This window comes from Streptomyces sp. 35G-GA-8 (assembly GCF_023534745.1).
Classification (GTDB): domain Bacteria; phylum Actinomycetota; class Actinomycetes; order Streptomycetales; family Streptomycetaceae; genus Streptomyces.
In genome coordinates this window covers 580373-600121 of record NZ_JAMHJQ010000004.1, presented here as the reverse complement: position 1 = coordinate 600121, position 19749 = coordinate 580373, and the positions used below count along the sequence as shown (strand labels likewise).

Annotated in this window: 19 protein-coding genes and 1 tRNA gene; 4 read left to right on the top strand and 16 right to left on the bottom strand. The window is 71.4% G+C overall.

Translation table 11 applies throughout. From position 1 onward, the window contains the following. Positions 1-40: 40 nt before the first annotated feature. The 3 genes from M1203_RS11990 to M1203_RS11985 form a co-directional block, all read right to left on the bottom strand. Positions 41-1249 carry a methyltransferase domain-containing protein gene (locus M1203_RS11990; protein WP_249949572.1) on the bottom strand — a complete coding sequence of 403 codons (1209 nt, stop codon included), beginning with the start codon at positions 1247-1249 and terminating at the stop codon, positions 41-43. A gap of 4 nt (positions 1250-1253) precedes the next feature. Continuing rightward, entirely contained in the window at positions 1254-1382 is a 129-nt protein-coding gene (locus M1203_RS38710) for a hypothetical protein (protein ID WP_283958463.1), read from the bottom strand. A gap of 232 nt (positions 1383-1614) precedes the next feature. Beyond that, positions 1615-3579, bottom strand: a complete 1965-nt coding sequence (locus tag M1203_RS11985; RefSeq protein ID WP_249949571.1) for an EAL domain-containing protein — start codon at positions 3577-3579, stop codon at positions 1615-1617. Positions 3580-3905: 326 nt separating this feature from the next. Between M1203_RS11985 and M1203_RS11980 the strand changes: the two genes are divergently transcribed. Beyond that, positions 3906-5186, top strand: a complete 1281-nt coding sequence (locus tag M1203_RS11980) for a M6 family metalloprotease domain-containing protein (protein ID WP_374402736.1) — start codon at positions 3906-3908, stop codon at positions 5184-5186. Positions 5187-5254: 68 nt separating this feature from the next. On the opposite strand, the gene M1203_RS11975 is transcribed toward M1203_RS11980, so the two are convergent. The 11 genes from M1203_RS11975 to M1203_RS11925 all read right to left on the bottom strand — a co-directional run bounded on the left by M1203_RS11975 (position 5255) and on the right by M1203_RS11925 (position 15095). Then, positions 5255-5328: transfer RNA gene (locus M1203_RS11975), tRNA-Lys, on the bottom strand. Between the two features lie 85 nt (positions 5329-5413). Then, complete coding sequence (locus tag M1203_RS11970; RefSeq protein ID WP_249949570.1) at positions 5414-6103, bottom strand: hypothetical protein; 690 nt, start codon at positions 6101-6103, stop codon at positions 5414-5416. Between the two features lie 176 nt (positions 6104-6279). Continuing rightward, a complete protein-coding gene (locus tag M1203_RS11965) occupies positions 6280-6627 on the bottom strand; it encodes a hypothetical protein (RefSeq protein ID WP_249949569.1) in 348 nt (115 codons plus the stop codon). Between the two features lie 89 nt (positions 6628-6716). Further along, positions 6717-7865 carry a methyltransferase domain-containing protein gene (locus M1203_RS11960; RefSeq protein WP_249949568.1) on the bottom strand — a complete coding sequence of 383 codons (1149 nt, stop codon included), beginning with the start codon at positions 7863-7865 and terminating at the stop codon, positions 6717-6719. A 224-nt stretch (positions 7866-8089) separates the two neighbouring features. Beyond that, a complete protein-coding gene (locus M1203_RS11955) occupies positions 8090-8938 on the bottom strand; it encodes a helix-turn-helix transcriptional regulator (protein WP_249949567.1) in 849 nt (282 codons plus the stop codon). A 17-nt stretch (positions 8939-8955) separates the two neighbouring features. Continuing rightward, positions 8956-9480, bottom strand: a complete 525-nt coding sequence (locus M1203_RS11950) for a DUF6879 family protein (RefSeq protein ID WP_249949566.1) — start codon at positions 9478-9480, stop codon at positions 8956-8958. Beyond that, positions 9461-9694, bottom strand: coding sequence for a hypothetical protein (locus M1203_RS11945; RefSeq protein WP_249949565.1), 234 nt, complete (start codon positions 9692-9694; stop codon positions 9461-9463). Before M1203_RS11945 ends, M1203_RS11950 begins: the two co-directional genes overlap by 20 nt. Before the next feature lie 158 nt (positions 9695-9852). Further along, positions 9853-11136, bottom strand: a complete 1284-nt coding sequence (locus tag M1203_RS11940; RefSeq protein WP_249949629.1) for an AAA domain-containing protein — start codon at positions 11134-11136, stop codon at positions 9853-9855. A 107-nt stretch (positions 11137-11243) separates the two neighbouring features. Then, positions 11244-12944, bottom strand: coding sequence for a hypothetical protein (locus M1203_RS11935; protein WP_249949564.1), 1701 nt, complete (start codon positions 12942-12944; stop codon positions 11244-11246). Continuing rightward, on the bottom strand, positions 12935-14185 hold the full coding sequence (locus tag M1203_RS11930) for a hypothetical protein (RefSeq protein ID WP_249949563.1): 1251 nt from the start codon (positions 14183-14185) through the stop codon (positions 12935-12937). The genes M1203_RS11935 and M1203_RS11930 overlap by 10 nt, the downstream gene beginning before the upstream one ends. Then, entirely contained in the window at positions 14091-15095 is a 1005-nt protein-coding gene (locus tag M1203_RS11925; protein WP_249949562.1) for a phosphatase PAP2 family protein, read from the bottom strand. The genes M1203_RS11930 and M1203_RS11925 overlap by 95 nt, the downstream gene beginning before the upstream one ends. 230 nt (positions 15096-15325) lie before the next feature. Here M1203_RS11925 and M1203_RS11920 point away from each other — a divergent pair, with 230 nt between their 5' ends. Next, entirely contained in the window at positions 15326-15922 is a 597-nt protein-coding gene (locus M1203_RS11920) for a histidine phosphatase family protein (RefSeq protein WP_249949561.1), read from the top strand. A gap of 26 nt (positions 15923-15948) precedes the next feature. Here the strand turns inward: M1203_RS11920 and M1203_RS11915 are convergent, their stop codons facing one another. Then, the gene (locus M1203_RS11915; RefSeq protein ID WP_249949560.1) at positions 15949-17349 is read right to left on the bottom strand and encodes a tetratricopeptide repeat protein; all 1401 of its coding nucleotides are present in this window, start codon (positions 17347-17349) and stop codon (positions 15949-15951) included. Between the two features lie 304 nt (positions 17350-17653). On the opposite strand from M1203_RS11915, the gene M1203_RS11910 reads away from it, so the two are divergent. Continuing rightward, positions 17654-18046, top strand: coding sequence for a hypothetical protein (locus M1203_RS11910; protein ID WP_249949628.1), 393 nt, complete (start codon positions 17654-17656; stop codon positions 18044-18046). A gap of 90 nt (positions 18047-18136) precedes the next feature. After that, a complete protein-coding gene (locus M1203_RS11905) occupies positions 18137-18994 on the top strand; it encodes a fused MFS/spermidine synthase (protein WP_249949559.1) in 858 nt (285 codons plus the stop codon). Between the two features lie 45 nt (positions 18995-19039). On the opposite strand, the gene M1203_RS11900 is transcribed toward M1203_RS11905, so the two are convergent. Continuing rightward, complete coding sequence (locus tag M1203_RS11900; protein WP_249949558.1) at positions 19040-19627, bottom strand: hypothetical protein; 588 nt, start codon at positions 19625-19627, stop codon at positions 19040-19042. Between the last annotated feature and the right edge of the window lie 122 nt (positions 19628-19749).

Sequence of the window (19749 nt, the reverse complement as noted above, 5' to 3'; positions counted from 1 at the left end):
GGGCCGTCCGGGGTCACCGGGGACGGTCCCGGAGCCACCGCTATGACTCGCCCGTCCCCGACCTCAGCACCCCGGCCGGGGTGTGGAGCCATGGTGTCTGCCCGCCGTCAGGGGCGACGGTCAGACCGAAGCGCTCCGGGCCCGGACTGCCGGCCCGGAGCCACCATCGGTAGGTGGCCTCGACCTCGTCCCACAGCCGACGCGGGCCGTACTGCCAGACCGTGAGCCGGTGGTCCGTCCGGCCGTCCCAGTCGACGGCCGCCCAGGACGTGGTGTCGGTGGTGGCGAGCCAGAGCCGGGACGCCACGCCATGCACATCCGGGTTGTCGTGCCAGGCCCGCCAGATGTCCGGGAGCCGCAGGCCGATGGCGAAGCGCGCGGCCGGATCGTCGCCCGCCACCGCCCAGGGGCACAGCTCCGTGGCGGACCGCTCCGGTATCTGGTCGTCCTCCACGACATCGCGGTAGATCCGCAGGTCCGTGCGCTGGTTGCGGATGAGCATGAACGCCGAGTGCGGCGAGAACCGGCCGGAGGCGCTGCCGTCGTCCCGGACGGTGAGCCGCAGCAACCCGAAGCAGAACCAGGGTGATTCCCAGGGTGTGAGGATCACCCCGCCCGGCCGGGTCTGCTCCAGCCAGGCGCGCGGCACCCGCCGTACGGAGCAGGTGGCCACGACCCGGTCGTACGGGGCGCCGGGCGCGTACCCCGCCGTGCCGTCACCGGTGACGATCCGGGGCTCCAGACCGGCCGTGCGAAGCTGACGCGCGGCCCGCGCGCTGAGCAGGGGATCCAGCTCGACGGTGGTCACCCGCTCACCGCCGAGCCGATGCGCCAGCAGCCCGGCGTTCCAGCCGGTTCCGGTGCCGATCTCCAGCACGCGGTGCCCGTCCTCCACCCCCAGCAGGCGCAGCATACGGAAGACGATCGACGGTGCCGACGCCGAGGACGAGGCCCGGCGCTCGCCGTCGCCAGGATCCCGGCCGTCATTGATCTGCGTCACCACCGGCCCGTTCGCGTACGCGGCGCGCAGCCAGTGGTCCGGCGCCGCCCCTCGGCTACAGGCCGTCAGATCCTCGTCGACCCAGACCCTCTCCGGCAGAAACCGGTGCCGAGGCACCGCCCAGAAGGCACGCTCCCACTCCGGCGCGAGCGGCCCGGCCAGGGCACCGCGCAACCCGTCGAGCAGCCCCCGCATGGCGGCCCGCTCGGCGGCGCCTGTACGGGGCGTGCCCCGCCCGGCATCCGTCACCGCGCTACTTGCCGTGCTTCGGTCCGGGCCTGGGCTGAGCCGTGTCCGGCGACGGCTTCGCCGTACCGGGATCCTTGCCGCCCGCGTGCTTGCCCTCGCCCCCGCCGCCGGCCCTGCCCGTTTCCCAGCCCATGTCTTTCGCCCCCGTCGTCTCCGCCGCTGTCGTGGTCTCACGCCCCGGCGGGACACCGGCGGGACAGACACCGGGACGCCCTTCCACGATCACCCAGCGCCCGGACCAGCGGCAAGGCCACCCGAACGAATGGCGAGTCCCCGCCAGCCAAGGGCCCATCCGTTCGGGTAGGGCGCGCACGTACGGTCGTCACGCCGGGGCGTGAGAGGCCGTCACATGCCTCTCCACACCTCTACGGCCTCTCCATGCCTCTCGGGCTGACCGCGACCATCTCCGCGATCCGCTCCGGCGCCACCGGACGGGAGAAGAGCCAGCCCTGCCCCGTGTCACAGCCGATCCGCTGGAGCCGGGCCGCCTGGCCCGAGGTCTCCACGCACTCCGCGGTGACCGTCAGCCCCAGCCGGTGCGCGAGCTGGATCAGGGCCTCCACGATCGTCTCGTCGGCTGGGCTCGGATGGACGCCCTCGTCGTAACGGAAACCACGGACGAACGAGCCGTCCAGCTTGAGGACCGAGACGGGCAGCCTGCTGAGATACGCGAGGTTCGAGTAGCCGGTGCCGAAGTCGTCGATGGCGATCCGTACGCCCATGTCGCTCAGCGCCTGGAGGGCCTGGAGGGGCCGGCCCGCCGAGCCCATCACCGCGGACTCCGTCAGCTCCAGTTGCAGCAGTTGCGGCGCGAGACCGGTCTCCGCCAGGATCTCCGCCACGTCCGCGACCAGGTCGGAGTCCCAGACCTGGCGTACAGCGACATTGACGCTGACGAAGAGCGGCCGGGTGTGCGGATGGTCCACCTGCCACCGTCTCGCCTGGCGGCACGCCGTACGCAGCACCCAGCGGCCGAGCTGCACGATCGACCCGTCCTCCTCGGCGATCCCGATGAACCGATTCGGCGCCAGGGTCCCGAACTGCGGGTGGTTCCAGCGCACCAGCGCCTCCACCCCCCGCACGACCCCGTCGGCCATCCCCACCAGCGGCTGGTACTGGAGCACGAACTCCTCGCGCTCCACGGCCGGCCGCAGCGTCGAGGTGAGCGCCTGCCGGGTCATCCGGTGGGCGTTGCGCTCCGGGTCGAAGAGGGTCCAGCGGGCCTTGCCGTCGGCCTTCGCCCAGTACAGCGTGGTGTCGGCGGCCTGCATCAGACCGGTCGGGGTGGTGCCTTCCACGGCCCGCTCCACGACCCCGATCGACGCCGAGACCGAGAGCCGCTGCCCGGCCAGATCGAAGGGGCGCTGGAGCGCGGTGAGTACGGAGCGGGCCAGATCGGCGAGTTGTTCCGTACCGGTGGAGTCCTCGACGAGGATCGCGAACTCGTCCCCGCCGAGCCGGGCGACCAGATGGCCGCCGCTGCGGGTGTAGCCGTCCTGGTCGGCGCATTCGGTGAGCCGGGTCGCGACGGCGGCGAGCAGCCGGTCGCCGGTGCGGTGGCCGAGCGTGTCGTTGACGGCCTTGAAGCCGTCGAGATCGAGGTAGCACAGCCCGATCCGCCCTGTTCTGCCATCGCCGTACGGCCGGCGGTCCGGATGGGCCGGGGACACGCCGTACGTCACGCCGTACGTCACGCCGTCGTACGTCGACGCCTCCAGCGCGGAGGAGAGCCGTTCGAAGAACAGGGTGCGGTTGGGCAGCCGGGTCACCGGATCGTGCATCTGGAGATGGCGCAGCCGCGCCTGGAGCTCGCGCCGGTCGCTGATGTCCGCGATCGAGAGCAGCGCACCGCGACTTTCCGGTACGGGGACGACGGTGACCTCCGCCCAGAGAGTCCGTCCGTCGGGGTGTTTGAGCCGGCGTGTGCAGCGGAAGCGTGCGCGCCGGCGCTCAAGCACCGCGCTGTAGGCGTCCCAGGTGCGGCTGTCGGAGGCGAGGTCGACGAGATCGGCCGCGGACCGGCCCCTGAGCGCGGCGGGCTCGGTGTCGAGGAGTACGGCGAGCGCGTCGTTGACGCTGACGACCGCGCCCTCGTGGTCGAGCACGGCCATGGCGAGTTCGGCGGCCCGGAAGGCGCCGCGGAAGTCCGGTGCGTCGTCCGCCGCGTCTGTATCGCCCGCCGTCTGCGCGCCGCCCGGGGCGTGTGCGTCACGCCCGTCCAGCGGCTCGGCGGCTGTTCTGCCGAAGGTATGACGCTCCGTAACGGGTGGCCGTGCGATGCCGGCCGCCGCGACCGCCGCTGGACGCGGCCCTTCGGAGGTTCCGCTCACGGCTCGCTCCCGCGGTGCAGTCGTGTCGTACAGAGTCGTACAGAGTGGTCGGGACGGGTCTGCCAGGGAAAGTGTGCCGATCATAGAGGCAGGCCGGGCGGCCATTCCAGCTCCAGGACGGCGAAGAGGCAGCGTAATCCCGCCGGCGTGCCACCGCGCGATCGTTTCTGCACGTCTGTGGCACCGCGAGCGCCCGCCGTGATCGCTTGTGACTTTCCGTGACGCGTCGGGGTGTCGGGTCGTCGACGCCCTGGTCACAAGCCCCCTCACCCATCTGGTGCAGCGGAACAGGGCGGAGTCATACAAAACGACCCAAGGTGGGAGTGGTGTCCCCCAATCCGGAAACGGAGGTCGATGTGGAGCGTCCGCAGCCACCCGGGGGAGTGGAACGGCCCCGACTGCGCAGGACCGCCGCCGCCGTGACCTCCCTCGTGGCGCTCGCCGCCACATCGCTGATCGCGGGGCCCGCGGGGGCCTCGGCCCCCGAAGGGCCCTGCGCCCTGCCGCGCACCTCCGCCCACCACTCCCTCGGCCTCGACACCTGGAACGCCTCCTATCCACGCCCGGACCGCGTCCTCGACGCGGTCATGATCTTTCTCTCCTTTCCCGACTCGGCGCCGCTGGCCGACCCGGCCGAACTGGCCGCCGATCACTTCCCGGCCACCAGCCGCTTCTACGAACAGGCTTCGTACGGGAAGTTCGCACTGCGCGCCCACCCCCAGCTCCAGTGGTTCCGGATGCCGCACGCCTCCACCGACTACGGGATAAGGCGTGACTGGGAGCCCGCCCGGCGCACGGCCTATCTGCGGGACGCGCTGGCCGCGGCCGATCCGGCGGTCGACTTCTCGCGCTACGACGTCGTGTATCTGGTCGCCGACCCGGACGCGCCCGGTGTCGACTCCGATGCCACGAAAGTGGTCAACTTCGACCGGCCGATGCGGGCGGACGGCACGGAGATCCGGCGTATCGTCACCGTCTTCGAGCGGCACCCGCCGGACCGCAATGTGCTGGCCCACGAGACCGGGCATGTCTTCGATCTGGCGGACCTCTACCACCGGCCCACGGACGGCAAGGGCGACTGGGACACCTATGTCGGCGACTGGGATGTGATGGGGAGCCAGTTCGGGATGGCGCCCGATCTCTTCGGCTGGCACAAGTGGAAGCTCGGCTGGCTGGACCAGCGGCAGGTGCGGTGCGTGCAGCCCACCGGCACGAGCCTGCTCACCCTGGAGCCGATCGCCGCGGCGCCCACCCCCGGCGGGAGCGTCGGGACCCGGCTCGCCGTCGTCAGGACCGGCCGGAACACCGCGCTGGCCATCGAGGCGCGCGCCGCGACCGGCAACGATCTGCACACCTGCACCGAGGGGGTGCTGATCTACCGGGTGCGCGGCGAGACGGCGTCGGGCGGCGGCCCGGTCGAGGTGGTGGACACCCACCCGGACGGTGAGGCCTGCTGGGACCGGTCGGTCTATCCGCCGCTGGCCGACGCGCCCCTGGGGGTCGGCGAGACCTTCACGGTGGAGGGGGAGCGGACGCGGGTGCAGGTGGCGGACCGTACGCCCACGGGGGCCTGGACCGTCAAGATCACCCCGGAGGTCGCGCGCTAGGACCGGCCCTGGGGTGGCAGGGCAAATGAAGGAGCCCCTCGCGTGAGCAAGGGGCTCCTTCATGTCTGTGCGCCGCCAGGGACTCGAACCCCGGACCCGCTGATTAAGAGTCAGCTGCTCTAACCAACTGAGCTAGCGGCGCCTGCTGACGTCGTAGACCTTAGCACCCGGATCGGCGCGAAGAAAAATCGATAGACGCGAACCCGTTTGGATGGCGTTTCCCGTGGTCAGGAGCGCGGCCGGGGCAGCCGGGCAACCGCTTCCGCCGACGGTCGCGGCGCCGTCCTGGGGCGCGGTACGGAGCCGGTCGCGGACGCCGTCTGGTCGCGGGCCGCCCGTACGCACGCCCAGAGCAGCACATCGGGCCCCGGCAGCCAGGGGTGGCGGGTGTCGGGCGCGACCAGCCAGCGCGGCCCCGACGCGGATCCCGGCGTCAGCGGCGGTACGGTCACCGCGTCACCGGCGCCGTGGCAGAGCAGCGGCGGCGGTGCCGCCTCCTGCCCGTCTGGCCCCGAGCCGCCCCACTCCTCCCAGGAGAGCAGGGACGGCAGCCGCTGGGCGGTGCCCGGCGCGGCGAACAGGAGCGTACGGCCGCGATACACGGCGACCGGCCCCGAGCCGGGACCGTCGGACCAGAGCCGGTCCAGCATGCGCCGGCCGAAGATCGCGGGGGCGTTCACCACATCGAAGGCGGAGCCGCAGGGCAGCACCGCGGGAGCGGTCGGACGGGCGTTCCAGAGGGAGAGCGTGGAGCGGGAGTACGGTCCGGCGGAGGCGAGCCACTCCGCGCCGGCGGAGGTGACCCGCGCGGTGTGATGGCGGCCCTCGTCATGGAGAAGGCCGAAGATGTCGGTGCGGCGTTCGTCGTCGCTCATTCCGGGGCTCAGCGGGGATTCGTCTCGTAGCCATACGCTCATGGCAGTCAGATCTACCGGGAGTAATGAACCCGTTCCCGAGAGTTCGCGAAAGACGGGACAGGGTGGCGCGGGGAGGCGTAACCTGCGCACCGCATATGCCACACGGGTTACTCACCTGCCCCACCCGGCCCGCCGGTTTCACTCCGCCCGTAGGCTTCGCCCGCCCCGCGCGGTAGTCACTGGCTCGCTATGCCCTCGCCGCTCAGCAGGTCCCGGCCGAACTCGACCATCTTCTTCGCATAGTCCTCGGTCCACTGCGCGCGCAGCGCGATGTCCGCCGTCGTCAGCCGGTCGAACCGGCGGGGATCCGCGAGCTGCGCGGCGGCGATCGCCTGGAACTCGACGGCCCGGTCGGTCGCCGCCCGGAACGCGAGAGTCAGCTCCGTGGCCCTGGCCAGCAGATCGGCGGGGTCCTCGATGGATTCGAGGTCGAAGAAGTGCTCGGGGTCGGCGACCGCCTGCGAGGGCTCGAAGAGCAGCGGCGCCGGCCGCAGCCGCCGCTCGCTCCGCTCGGGATCCGGCATCGGTTCTCCTCCTGCTCGTGCGTGTCCGGCCTCTCGGCCACCGTCCATTGTCCCGCCCGGCGCAAGGGGGCCTCGAATGGCGCCCTGTTTCAGGGCCCTGGTCGGCCGTGATCGGTGCCACGGCCAAGGCGCCGTCCGGTTCCGATGACGCCCTGCGGAGCATCCAGCCACACCCGCTGCCCGTCACCGTCAACCGTCAGACCGAACCGGGACCGTTCCGGCTTCCCCAGATCATGCCAACCAAGGAACTCCTTCCGGACCTCGTCCCACAGCGCACGGGGCCCGTACTGCTCCACCTCGTACGTCTCCGCGTCCGGTACGTAGTCGACGGTGGCCCACGACTTCCGGTCGTCGGCGAAGAACCACAAGGTGGCCTCCCCGCTGCCGTCGTCCGCGTCGCACCACCGGTACCACGCGTCCGTGACGCTCAGCCCTGTGAAGAACGCGGGGTCGTCCTGGATGACGTTCTGCGGTGGGATGTCGGTGGTGCTCTTCTCCCCGTTCTCCTGGTGGTACATGTCTGCGACGCGACCGGCCCCGGCTCGCTGGGTGCGGTCCCACATGAAGGCCGGGTAACCGGAGAACCGCCCTTGGGCCTTACCGTCGACCACGTCCAGCGTGGCGTATGAGCCGCTGAAGAAGCTGCTGCCCCAGGGAGTGACGATGCGCCCACGGGGGCATTGCTCCAACCATGCCGACGGGACATCCCGTATGGCGCAGGTGCAGATCACGCGGTCGTACGGCGCGCACCCGCGGTGCCCCTCACGACCGTTTCCCAGAATCGCCGTCGGGTGGAATCCCGCCCGCTTCAGGTTCTCCACGGCTGTGGACAACACCGCCTCGTCCACCTCCACCGTGGTCACGTTGTTCTCGCCCAACCGGTGTGACAACCAGGCGGCGTTGTAACCGGTCCCGGTACCGATCTCCAGTACCCGTTGCCCTTCCCGCACATCGAGCAGGCTCAGCATTTCGAGCATGATCGACGGCATGGAGGAGGACGATGTGAAGAGCCTGAATGCACCTTCGGGCGTCGGCTTGCCGTCATTGACCTGAGTCACGACAGGCGCGTCCGAGTAGACCGCCCGCAACCAGCTCTCAGGATCGGTGGTGAAGTCCCCATTTTCGATGACCTCGGGGATGAACAGCGCGCGATCCACCGAGGTCACGGCGTCCTGCCACTCAGGAGGCAGAACACCTTTGCTCTTGAGCGTCTTCACCAGCCGGTGCTGCGTCGTCATTCGGCCTCACTTCTTCGGCGGCTCGTACGGCTTGGTCGGGCCCGGCGGCTTGTCGCGGTGGCCGTCGCTGCTGGAGGTGTCCGGCTTGCCGGAGTGGTTCCCGCCCTTCTTGCCCATCTCTGCCTCACTTCCTGTCGCTGTCCATGACATGGCGGATCAGATGCCAGTGACGTTACGAAGGAAGGGAGTTGACGGTCCACGTTGTTGCGCGCGGTTGCACGGATTCATCCGAGCGAGTCGATTGCCTTCGTGATGCAGGCGCGGGCTTCAGGGCCTCGTACAGCGATTCTCGACAGTTGCCCAAAGGCTCTGAGGTACGTGTGGATTTCGCCTGGGGCCGTCACATTGATCTCTGCCGTCAAGGTCTCCACAGCCACTTGAGCGTCATCGAATGCATAGAACGCTTCCAGCGGCCAGACCGTACGGCGGGCGCCGAAGGGGATCACTCCGAGCGAGACGTTTGGCTGAGCCATCGCGGACAGCAGGTAGCAGAGTTGGCCCGCCATGGCCGTTTCATCACTGACGCGGTAGTAGAGAACCGCTTCTTCAAGCAGCAACGCGAAACGGTGGTCACCCTCCCGCACAACACGAGAACGGTCCAGTCTGGCCTGTACGGCGTCCGAAACGTCATCCGGGGTGCCCTGGAAGTCAGTGATGGAGCGCAGCAGGCCCGTTGCGTACTCGGCCGTCTGGAGCATGCCGGGAACGAGGTTCGAGGCGTAGACGCGGAAGTGGCGGGTCCGTTGATAAAGGGGCACTGTCTGTTCGTGGACCCGGCGCATTCCGTCGCGGTGGATCTGCCGCCACTCCACGTACATGGATTCAGCGTTGCGTGAGGCCGCGATCAGGTCGGCGATCTGATCCTCAGCGCCACAGGCCGTGCACCAGGCCCGGATATCGGCGTCGGAGGGCGGAGTCTTCCCGCGGGCGATCCGTGAGGACTTGGACTTGTGCCAGCCGCACCGGGTGGCCAGCTCGTGTCCCGTAAGCCCGGCGTCCTTCATGATGCTTTGCAAGCGAGTCGCTACAGCGGCGCGTGCCGTTTGGGCACTGGAGAGTGGGGACGAGGACATGGACCGGCCGGCCTGCGTCAGACGCCGTACTTCTCGTGCGGGACAGCGCGCTCCCAGACTGCCTCGAATGCCGAGTGGCAGAGCTGTACTACGGCAGGTTGTTCGGTCTGGTCGGTGTGGACCCACCGCCCGACGCCATCAAAAACATTGAACTGGACCAACCGGCCGTCGAACAGCCAGAAGTCATTTCCAGGCAGGGCCAGGTCTGACGCATGCCGCCGAGGCAGCCAACGGATCTGCTCGCCCGCAGCAACGTTCGTGAATGTTCCCGAGTGCTCAAAGCGGATGTAGTCACTGACGGGTTCGGAGACGATCCGTGCGCGGCGCATCACCACGCCCTTACCCGTGACCTCCTGTACGAGGTCGAGCCATGGTCGCCACCACGACTTGCGGTCGTCGGGGTTGAGGCGGTGCCCCTCCCGCCACGCCGCGAACCCTTCGATCTCATTCTCCACGCCGTAGGCGTCGCGCATCTCCAGATGGACCGCTGACCTCTCGGCCGCCCGGAGCAGATCAGCAAAGCTAGTCAAGCTCTGCGACATCAAGTGCCTCCCTGAGAAGCGGGATCATCCGCTTCGGTACCCGGATCACTGCTTCGTGGTCGGGGATCGGAACATCCAATGAGCTTTCGCCCATGGTCCCCTTGTCCGCCTTCCATCCCTGGAAGAGGAGATCCTTCGTCTCCTCATCGACCCACACGGCCGGAGAGCCGTGATCCCCGGACTCTGGATCTTTACCGACGAACCGTAGTGCCATGACAACCTCCGCTGTCGAGCGCGTTGCGCCTGGTTGCACGACCCTGACCCCGGGCGGCTTTCAGCGTCAAGAGTGCGTACAGGCCAGCAACGACACGGCGGACGTCGGCTTCGCGACCGCGTGGGCAGCCCCAAATTCCAGCGGTGCGGCCCTTGATGTCAGGGCTGCCAGCTCACCCGGTGTTCCGAGAGCCGGGCCAGGACCGAGTGGTTCGCTTCCCAGCCGTCAGGGAACTTCACCGTCACTCCCAGCTGGACCGGCTCCGTCGACGGGTGCTCGTCCAGTAGTTCCGCCACGCCCGCGCGGCAGACCACGACGCAGGCGTGCCGGTGCCGGGAGGCCAGGACGCACAGTCGGCCCGTCTCCAGGTGGAACGCGGTGGCGTCCGGTCGGCCGGAGAGCGGGTGGAGCACCACCGTGACATCGAACTCACGGCCCTGGAGGCGGTTCGCGGTGTCCACGGCCACCCCGCTCACCCCCAGCTCCGCGAGGGCCGCGCGGACCGCCGCCGCCTGGTCGCGGTGGGCGGTGCCGACCGCGATCCGGTCGGCCGTGACCGGCACCGGATCGGGGGAGCGCTCGCTGGTGGCCGCGCCGCCGCGGTCCAGCAGCCGGCGCACGACCAGCGCGACGGCCCGGACGGCCTCCGGGTCCGTACGGGGCGTACGCCGGGCGGGCAGCTCCAGCAGGCCCCAGCCGGACTCGGCCGCCTCGTCGAGCACCCGGTCGGGGCCCGAGCCGTCGGATGGCACCCCGAACGCGAGCCCCCGGTCGCCATGGCCCGTACCGCTGCGGAACGGGGTGTACGGATAGAACGCGGCCGACACGAGCGGCGCCGCGGACGCCGGGAGCCGCCATGACACGGGCAGCCGGTGCTGGGGCAGCTCGGGGTTGTGCGCGAGGAGCGTGGAGACCGCGCTCGCGGACGGGTCGTACGACAGCCCCGCCCACTGGTCGGCGCCCACCACGCTGAACGGGTCCAGCTGGCCGGGGTCGCCGACGAACAGGGCGCGTTCGAAGAGCCCGGCGACGGCGAGCAGCGCGTCCGAACGCATTTGGTACGCCTCGTCCACGATGGCGTGCCGCCAGGGCTCGACGCCCTGCACATGCGCCCACTTCGCCGCCGTCGAGATCACCACATCGAGCCCTGCCAGATCCGCCGCCTTCGCAGACTTGCGGACATTCGGCAACGCGTCCAGGGCCTTGTCGTACGGATCGGGGTCGTTGCTGTGCAGCCGGCCGACCGGCAGCTCGGGATCCTTCTCGGCGAGCCGCGCGACCAGGTCGTCCACCTGTGCGTTGGTCTGTGCGACGACCATCAACGGCCGCCCGGCCGCGGCCAGTTCCCGAGCGGCCCGGACCACGAGCGTCGACTTGCCCGCGCCGGGCGGCGAGTCGACCACCACACCGCGATGGGTGCCGTGCAGCGTGTCGCGCAGGATCGCGTCGGTGGCGCGCTCGGCCGCGGCGCCCGGGTCGAAGGCCGCCCGGCCGGTCGCGGTGTCGGTGGCGCCGTCCGAAGTGGCGGGGACCGACGCGGCGGTGTCCGTCACAGGAAGTCCTCCTCGGTGATCGGGTCCGGAGCCTCGGGCAGGGTCGGGGCCAGGGGCGTGTCCTCCGCCCCCGGGGGTCCGCCGTGGGTCCACGGCGTCTCCTCCGGATCCGGCAATTTGGGGCCACCGCGCTGATCGTGCTCGAAGAGCGTCCAGGCGATCCGGTCGCCCTTCTCCGGCACGGAACCGGGAGCGGGCTCCTTGCCGCGGCCCATCCGGTCGGTCAGCCGCAGCACCAGCACACTGTCGGAGCTGTCGGAGCTGTCGGAGCTGTCGGAGCTGTCGGAGCTGTCGGAGCTGTCCGAGCCGTCGGCCCGGTCGGCGCTGCGGGCGTCGTCCGTGGACGACCGTACGAACTCGGCCGACTGCGGCTTGCCGTCCAGCGAGCGGAACACCTTCGTACCCGCCTCCAGCTGCGGCCGGTCGTCGGTGCGGACGGTGACCAGCGGGCGCGGGCTCGGCCGCTTGCTCTCGCTGTACGCCATCACCACCTCCGTCACCTCGCTCAGGAAGGCCTCGCCGGACAGCCTGCGCCCCGCGAACACCAGCGGATCGTCCAGCGCCTCCTGGGCCTCCAGCCGCGCCTGCGCCGTCTCGCGCGAGGCGAGCTTCTGCGCCGCCGTCACCGCGTCGTCCCGCCGTGGCTGCGGCGGCTCCCCGGCGCGCACCCGGTCGCGATGGCCGGTGAACGACCAGCGGTCGCGTGTCCAGCGCTCGGTGACGCGCTCCCCCTCCGGCAGCGCCCGCAGCAGGTCGAGGCCGTGCCACACCGCGTCCCAGGTCGGACGCATGACGCCCGCGAGGAGCTCGCGGATCTCCCGCTCCGCCGCCGTCAGCCGGGCCAACTGCTCCTCCGCGCCCGGCCCGTCCTCCGCCGCGGCGAGCGCCTGGCGCGCCCGGTCGTACCGCTCGATGGCGGGCGCCAGCAGTCTGTTGTCGAACGCCGGGTCGGTGGCGGGTCCCGCCGGAGGACAGCGCAGCTGGCCGCCGCGGTCCCGGTCCAGCTCGGCCCGGAGCGCCGCCTCGGCACCCGAGAGATCTTCCGGCGGATCGATCCAGGAGAGCAGGGCGCCGAGATGCTGGTCCTCCAGGCTGGACTGCCCGGTCGCCCAGTGACGGTTCAGCAGATCGGTCGCCGCCAGCAGCAGCGAGGACCCCGGCACCCGGGCGCGCTCGCCGTAGTGCGTCAGCCAGCGGCCGAGCAACGGCACACGCGGCGGCGCGGGATACGGGGCGTCCGGATCGTCCTCGGCCGTACGCCGGAACCGCATCGACCGACCCAGCAGCCGTACGAAGTCGATGCCCGGCCGACTCGGCACGATCAACTGCGGCGCGTCCACGCACAGCTCGGCCTCCACCTTGACCCGCTTTCCGGTCTCCGGGTCCGTCTCATTGCGCTCGGCGGGCTCGATCACCTCGGCGTACGCGTCGAGATACGGCAGCACCGCCTCGGCCAGCTCGCCGAGGAACGCGAACCGCAGATCGCGGTCGCGCGGCTGCGCGACGGTCAGCAGCCGGGGCGCGTCCCGGTCCGTCCCGACCAGCGCGCCGAGCGGCGCACCGGCCTCGCCCGCCGTGGTGAGCGGTACGAGCACCAGTGGTTCGTCCGAGATCCTGCGGTGCCGGACCGTGGCCAGCGGCCGGGCCCGTCCGCTCTCCATGGCCTCCAGCCGCGCGAGCGTGTTGATCAGCGACATGCGACCGCCTCGTCCGTGGCCACCATGGCCGACCCGGCTCCCTCGGCCGCGCCATCGGCCGCTTCACGGGAGGCGCCGGACGCCGCCGCCAGCGCCTCCGTCCGCAGCGCCGCCGCCCTGCGCAGGGCGACGACCGTCGGGTCCGCCGGGTCGCCCGCCCCGCCGTGCGCCGCCGCCAGCACCGCGCCGACCGTGGTCAGCCCGCCCAACTCGCCCCGTACACCGCGGCCCAGCGCCTCCACCGCGCCCTGCGCGCGGGCCCGGCGGCGGCAGTGGAAGGCCAGTTCGCACGCGGACAGGCACTCGGGCGCGTAGGCCGCCGAGACCGATTCGACCGCGGCGTTGAGCTCCTCGCCCGAACAGTGGTCCAGATCGAAGGTGGTGCCCTCGGGCAGCCCGGCCGCGATGTCCTCGATCCGGGTCAGCCTGGCCAGTTGACGGCGCGTCACCGACAGCTGCTTGCGTACGTCCACGACCGACGCGGCCGGCAGGTTGGAGAAATCCTTGGGACAGACCAGCAGAACGCGGTCGGCCACCTCCGCGCCCGCCGTGTGGAGGGCGACCCGCTCCAGCGCCAGCACATACACCGCGGCCTGCCGCGCCGCCGCACCCACCTTCGCCGCGTCCGCCGAACCGTCGATCATCGGGAAGGACTTGATCTCCACGACCGTCCACCGGCCGTCCGGACGCACCACCACCGCGTCCGGCTCCAGATACGCGGGGGAGCCCGCCACCTCAAGGGCCAGCAGCGGATGGTCGAGCAGTGCCCACGCCCGCGCCTCCGTGGCCTCGCGCAGGGCCAGCGCCGTACGGGCCGTACGGCCCTCGGGACCGGCCGCGGACAGATCGGGGACGAGGACGTCGTCGGGGGCGGGCGGGGGTGACTCTCCGCCGAGCCGTTCGGACAGCAGCCGCATCAGCTCCGTACCGCCGTCGGCCTTGACCTTGGCCTCGAAGGCGTTGCCGCGCATGAACGCGAACTGCGACTGGCCGAACGGGGCGGGCGAGCCGAGCGCCGACGCGAGCGCCGCCTTGTCGACCCCGGCGCCGTCCAGCAGGGCGCGCCGTCGGCAGCCGGGGTTGGCGGCGAGGGCGGCCAGCGCGCGGGCGTCGAGCGGATGCGGCGCGACGGCGGGGCCGCGCAGCTCAGCGAGCCGTCGCCGGAGTGTCGTCCGCGGAGGTGGTGCCGGGGGTGGTACCGGAGGTGCTGCTGCGGGTCCGCTGCCCAGGGAATCGCTCACCCGCGGAAGTCTCGCATCCGCCGCTGACAATCGGGTCTTTACGGGGTGGGGTACGCGACGACGCGGGGACCGAGGGGACTGAGGGAGAGCCGGCGGGTGACATCGCGGACGGCTCCGGCGGCCGCTCGGAGCGTGCCCTCGCCGCGCCCCGTACGCGCTCGGCCGCGCGCAGCGCCGGCCGGGTCAGCAGCGCCCCGACGCCCATCACCGCCGCGCCCGCGACCGCGTCCAGGAAGTAGTGGTTCGCGGTCCCCATCACCACCACGGTGATGAACAGCGGATAGCCGACGCCCACCCATTTCACCAGCGGGTTACGGTTGTGCCGCCACAGCAGCACCCCGCACCACAGGGCCCAGCCGACATGGAGGCTGGGCATCGCCGCGTACTGGTTGGTCATCCCGCCGAGACCGCGCGGCGCGCTCGCCTCGTCGCCCCACCATCCGTACCCGCTGTACTGCGCCATGGTGTCGACGAAGCCGTACCCGGCCTCCAGCAGCCGGGGCGGGCAGGTGGGCAGAAGCGTGAAGCCGGCCAGGCCGAGGACGGTGGAGAGCATCAGCCAGGTACGGGCGGCCCGGTAGCGGGCGGGGCGACGGCGGAAGAGCCAGACGAGGACGGCCGGGGTGACGAGGTAGTGCAGCGAGGCATAGGCGAAGTCGGCGGGTATGCCGAGGGCCGGGGTGCTGGTGAAGAGTCGGTTGAGCGGGTGCTCGGCGTTGAGGAAGAGCGCTTTCTCCACTCGGAGGATCGCGAGGCCGTGGTCGACGGCGGTCGACAGGTCGCCCCGCGCGAGCAGCCGGCCCAGGGAGTACGCCGCGTAGACCAGGACGAGCAGCGTCAGCTCGGTCCACCAGCGGGGCCGGGCCCGGGGGACAGGGCTCTGCGGCGGGGCGCTGGCGCTGTACGGCATCCGGACGATCTCCATCATATTTTCATGCGGTTGTCGGCCGACGTTCACCGTACGGTGTATGCGATTGAGTCCTTCGACCGGGTGCACCTCCGGAATAATGTTCGACAACATCACTCCCTGACGGAGGGAGGGACGCGGGGATCTTCCGGGAGGTTGCCCCTGGACGTCGCCCTCCGTTCAGGTGCGCGATGATGGAACAGCACCAGTTGTGAACCCCAGGGAGCATCTTCATGGCACCGCGCATCCTGCTCGCCAGGCACGGTCAGACAGCCTGGTCGCTGTCCGGCCAACACACGGGCAGGACGGACATCCCGCTGCACGACGAGGGCCGGCGCGGCGCGAAGCTGCTGGGCGAACGCCTCCACCAGGCGCCCTGGTCGGGGCTGCCCGGCGTGGAGATACGCACCAGCCCGCTGGCGCGCGCCGCCGAGACCTGCGCACTGGCCGGTTTCGGCGACCGGGCCGAGGAGTGGGACGCGCTGATGGAGTTCGACTACGGCGCGTACGAGGGCATGACCCCGGCGCAGATCAAGGCGGACCGTCCCGACTGGTTCATCTGGCGCGACGGTGTCCCGGACGGCGAGACCCTGGAGCAGGTCTCGGCCCGCGCCGACGAGGTCGTCGCCTGGGCGCGCGAGGCGGACCGCGACGTCCTGATCTTCGGCCACGGGCACATCCTGCGCACGATCGGCGCGCGCTGGCTGGGCGAGGACATCTCGTTCGCGGCGCGCATCCGGCTCGATCCGACCTCGTTGTCATTGCTGAGCTGGGCGTACGGCCTGCCCGCGATCCAGATCTGGAACGACACAGCGCATCTCACGCGCTGACCCCGGACCGCTGGGGGGCCGTGCCCTCAGGCCCGGCTGCTCGTCGAGGCGTGGCGGTCCAGGAAGGCACCCACCTCCGGGAGCCGCCGCTGCGGCAGCAGTACCCGCGCGGTGGCCGCGAGTCTCGTATGGATACGGGACGACTGGACGACGTCCAGCAGATCGAGCACCTGATGGCCGGCCGCCGCCGCCTCGTCCGGCGCGCCGGCGCGGGCCAGGTCCGTGGCCAGCTCCACCCGGTAGAGCGCGAGATTCCGGGCGAAGTGCGGATTCTGGAGCGCGGTCGCGCGATGGGCGTGCCGGGCCGCGCGCGACCAGTCGCCCAACGCGGCGTGGCACAGCGCCACTTGTGACTCCAGCTCGGGCTCACCGAAGAAGGACATCCACTCGGGGTCGGCGTCCGAGGGGCCCCGGTCGAAGAGGCGATGGGCCCGGGACAGCGACTGCTCGCAGTCCGTACGGTCGCCGAGCTTGGCCCAGCCGGCCGCCTCGCGCAGGGCGAGCAGGGACAGCAGCCGTGGCGAGGCCAGATGCCTGGCGGCGCGCCGGCCGGCCTGCGCGGTCCTTACCGCTTCCCGGTACCGGCCCGAATCCTTCGCCAGGAACGAGGTGTTGGCGAAGGCGTGCGCCTCCACCTCCGGATCGTTCGCCATCCGCGCCGTCGCCAGCGCCTCCGCGTAGTGCGAGCGCGCGTCGTCGAAGCGTCCGGAGTCATGGGCGAGCCAGCCCACCGAGATCGACAGCTCACCGGCGCCCGCGTAGAGCCGGTCGGCGGTGGACTGGCGAGCGGGCGTTCCGGAGTCGAGCAGCGCGTACGCGGCGCGCAGCGGCTGGGCGGCCTGCCGGTAGATCCCGTCGGCGCCGTGCCGGTCGTCCAGCAGCCGGATCCGCCGTACGGCCGCCTCGACGGCCATCACCTCGGCGTCGCCGACCAGCCGCGCTGTCCGCCGCGGCGTGGGGACGGCCGCGACGGCCGTACCGCCGAGACCGAGAGAGGCGGCCACCACCGTGACGGGGCCGCTCGTCATGAACGCGCGACGCAGCACGTCGCTCTCCTCGCCGGTATCGCTGGTATCGCCGGTCTCGCCGGGACTGCCGCTGTCGCTCCGGCCGTTGATGGCGTCCCCCCGGCCCGTGACGGTGGTGATCGTGGCCCGCGCGGCTCTGCCGCGTACATGCTCACGCGGAGAGAAACCGAGGTCCTCCAGGGTCAGCCCGGGGAACATATGCAGAAAGACCCGTTCGTACGCGTAGTTGGGGCAGCGGATCTCGCCCGCCTCCACCCGTCCGATATAACGTGCGTCACAGGCGACTTGTTCACCGATCTCCCGCGCGGCCCTGCGCACGGCGGCCGCGAACTCCCCCGGCGAGCGCCGCGCGCGCAGCCGGCGGAAGGCGAGGTTGGGAACTGCCCGAGACGACGCCATGGCCGAGCCCTCTCCTGGTACAGCCGTTGGTGCCCGCGGGTCACCCGGAGCGTGCGGTGCGGTGTGGCGCGGGGCCCAACTCCGGTTGTTCCGACGGGCAGAACGTACCGGCTGTGACGATGGTGACACATAGAGTTTGCCTACAAACCGGATTTCTCGCCCATGATCTGCCATGAACTGCCATCTTTTTCGACGGTGCGCCGCCGTAGCCGTTGACGCCGGAATACGTTGAACGACGCGGGAGACGCTCAACGTGGAGGTCGGTATGGACACCAGTGGTGGCTCGCGGACGACTGCCCGGCGCATGCCCGGCCAGGAGTGCGGCGGGCGTTCCCGGGACGATGCCGGGGAGCCCTGTGACCTGGTGACGGTGCCGGCCCGGCAGGGGCTCGAAGCGGTGGACATCCTGCGCCGGGGGGGCGCCACTCCCAAGGTGGGGCCGGTGTTCCACGACGGCCCGTGCGACATCCTCGGCTTTCTGGTCCCGCCGGGCACGGCCGCGGGCTGGGACATGCCGGGCAGCGCCTGTACGCAGACGAACGGCCGAGGTCTCCGTCTCCCCGCCGAACCGCCGGTCATCGGCTCGGACTGGCTGCTCCACCCCGACACGACGGGCCCGGTCACGGATCCGGCGCTGCTGAGGGAGGCGCTGGGCGAGGCGGCGCGGCTCCTTGAGGCCGCCGACCGATGTAGATAGCCCGCCAGGCACCTGCCCCGGACACCTGCCCCGGACCCCGCCCCCGGGGTGCGCGCGCCCCGGAGGCGAACCGAGCCTCAAAATAGAGCCGTGGCAAAGAACAAGCGCCGGGCGCCCAGTGCGGTCCTGGCCGATGACGTCGACGGCGGTCGCGCCGAGCTGGTCCCCGACCGGGAGCGGGCGCGGGCCTGGTCGTTGCTGATCGACGGGGCCCCGCAGTCCCATGTCGATCTCGACGACCCCACGCGTCTCTCCTTCGCGTATCAGCGCAGGCTCGGCCATGTCGCGGATCTCGTGGCGCCCGCCGGCCGGCCGCTGTATGTCGTGCACCTCGGCGGCGGGGCCTTCACGCTCGCCCGCTACATCGCGGCCACGCGCCTCCGCTCCACCCAGCAGATCGTCGAAGTGGACGGTCCCCTCGTCCACTTCGTACGCGCGCACCTTCCGCTGGACCCGAACGCCCGTATCCGTGTCCGTACCGCCGACGCGCGGGCCGGGCTCGCGAAAGTGCCGGACGGCTGGGCGGATCTGGTGATCGCCGATGTGTTCGACGGCGCCCGTACACCGGCGCATCTGACCAGCGTCGAGTTCCTGAGCGACGTACGCCGCGTCCTGAAGGCGGACGGCCATTACGCGGCCAATCTCGCGGACGGTCCGCCGCTGGCGCATCTGCGCGGCCAGATCGCCACCGCCGCCACCGCCTTCGGGCGGCTCGCGCTCGCCGCCGATCCGGCGGTGTTCCGGGGCCGCCGCTTCGGGAACGCCGTACTGCTCGCCTCCGACCGTGAACTGCCCGTCGCCGAGCTGACCCGGCGGGTCGCGAGCGATCCGCATCCGGGGCGGGTGGAACACGGCCGGGAGCTGGCCGACTTCACCGGCGGCGCCGCCGTGGTGACCGACGCGAGCGCCAAGGCGTCACCGCCGCCCCCGTCCGACGCGTTCGACTAGCACGGGTTCCCGCTCGCCCTGTGTACCGGAGGCCGAAGAGCGGGCTCAGCGGTCGTCGAACTGGACCATCGGCGGATGGCCGTTCCAGGTGCAGAACACCGACACCTCCCGGCCGTCCCGGGTGAACGTGACCCGGATCCAGGTCGGTTGGGTCCACACCTGCATCTGCCAGCCGCTGTCGGGCGTGGCCGAGACCAGTTCGGCCGAGGCGCCGTGGATGTCGAAGACAACCCGGCCGCCGTCGACCGTATAGCTCTTCACCTCACCGGAGGAGCCGGACGGTTCGCTCTCCGCGCCCGCCCCCGCACCCCTGTCCGCGTCCGCGTTCCCGGCCGCGTTCCCGCCCGTGTCCTGCGTCTTCTCGGCCGGTGGACGCGATGAGGGCCGCCCGCTGCGGCTCGGTGTCGCCGTCGGCGAGGAGGGTGGCCGCGCGGACGGGCTCGGGGGACGCCAGGTGGACGACGCCTGGGGGCTCGCGCCCTGTTCCGTGGCGCTGTCCACGGGCAGCGGAAGCGCGCGCGGCGGGTCGTACGCGGTTCCCGCCATGACCGAGTGAACGCCCCACCACGACAGCGTGACCGCCGCGCCCGTGGCGAGCGACCACGCCAGGGTGTGTACGAGTCCCCTACGCATCCGGGCCATACTGCACCACCCGTGCCACGGCTGTCCCGTGAGCGCCGGGAAGGGACACCGGCCACGGCCGGCCCGGCCCGACCCGCGCCGACCGGCCCTCCCGCACGGCCCGGATGGCGTAC

Coding starts and splice junctions, on each gene's coding strand:
- M1203_RS11920 (WP_249949561.1), top strand. CDS start 15,326: ATGGCACCGCGCATCCTGCTCGCCAGGCACGGTCAGACAGCCTGGTCG.
- M1203_RS38710 (WP_283958463.1), bottom strand. CDS start 1,382: ATGGGCTGGGAAACGGGCAGGGCCGGCGGCGGGGGCGAGGGCAAGCAC.
- M1203_RS11955 (WP_249949567.1), bottom strand. CDS start 8,938: ATGTCCTCGTCCCCACTCTCCAGTGCCCAAACGGCACGCGCCGCTGTA.
- M1203_RS11925 (WP_249949562.1), bottom strand. CDS start 15,095: ATGCCGTACAGCGCCAGCGCCCCGCCGCAGAGCCCTGTCCCCCGGGCC.
- M1203_RS11915 (WP_249949560.1), bottom strand. CDS start 17,349: ATGGCGTCGTCTCGGGCAGTTCCCAACCTCGCCTTCCGCCGGCTGCGC.
- M1203_RS11965 (WP_249949569.1), bottom strand. CDS start 6,627: ATGCCGGATCCCGAGCGGAGCGAGCGGCGGCTGCGGCCGGCGCCGCTG.
- M1203_RS11900 (WP_249949558.1), bottom strand. CDS start 19,627: ATGCGTAGGGGACTCGTACACACCCTGGCGTGGTCGCTCGCCACGGGC.
- M1203_RS11950 (WP_249949566.1), bottom strand. CDS start 9,480: ATGTCGCAGAGCTTGACTAGCTTTGCTGATCTGCTCCGGGCGGCCGAG.
- M1203_RS11935 (WP_249949564.1), bottom strand. CDS start 12,944: ATGTCGCTGATCAACACGCTCGCGCGGCTGGAGGCCATGGAGAGCGGA.
- M1203_RS11945 (WP_249949565.1), bottom strand. CDS start 9,694: ATGGCACTACGGTTCGTCGGTAAAGATCCAGAGTCCGGGGATCACGGC.
- M1203_RS11970 (WP_249949570.1), bottom strand. CDS start 6,103: ATGAGCGTATGGCTACGAGACGAATCCCCGCTGAGCCCCGGAATGAGC.
- M1203_RS11910 (WP_249949628.1), top strand. CDS start 17,654: ATGCCCGGCCAGGAGTGCGGCGGGCGTTCCCGGGACGATGCCGGGGAG.
- M1203_RS11960 (WP_249949568.1), bottom strand. CDS start 7,865: ATGACGACGCAGCACCGGCTGGTGAAGACGCTCAAGAGCAAAGGTGTT.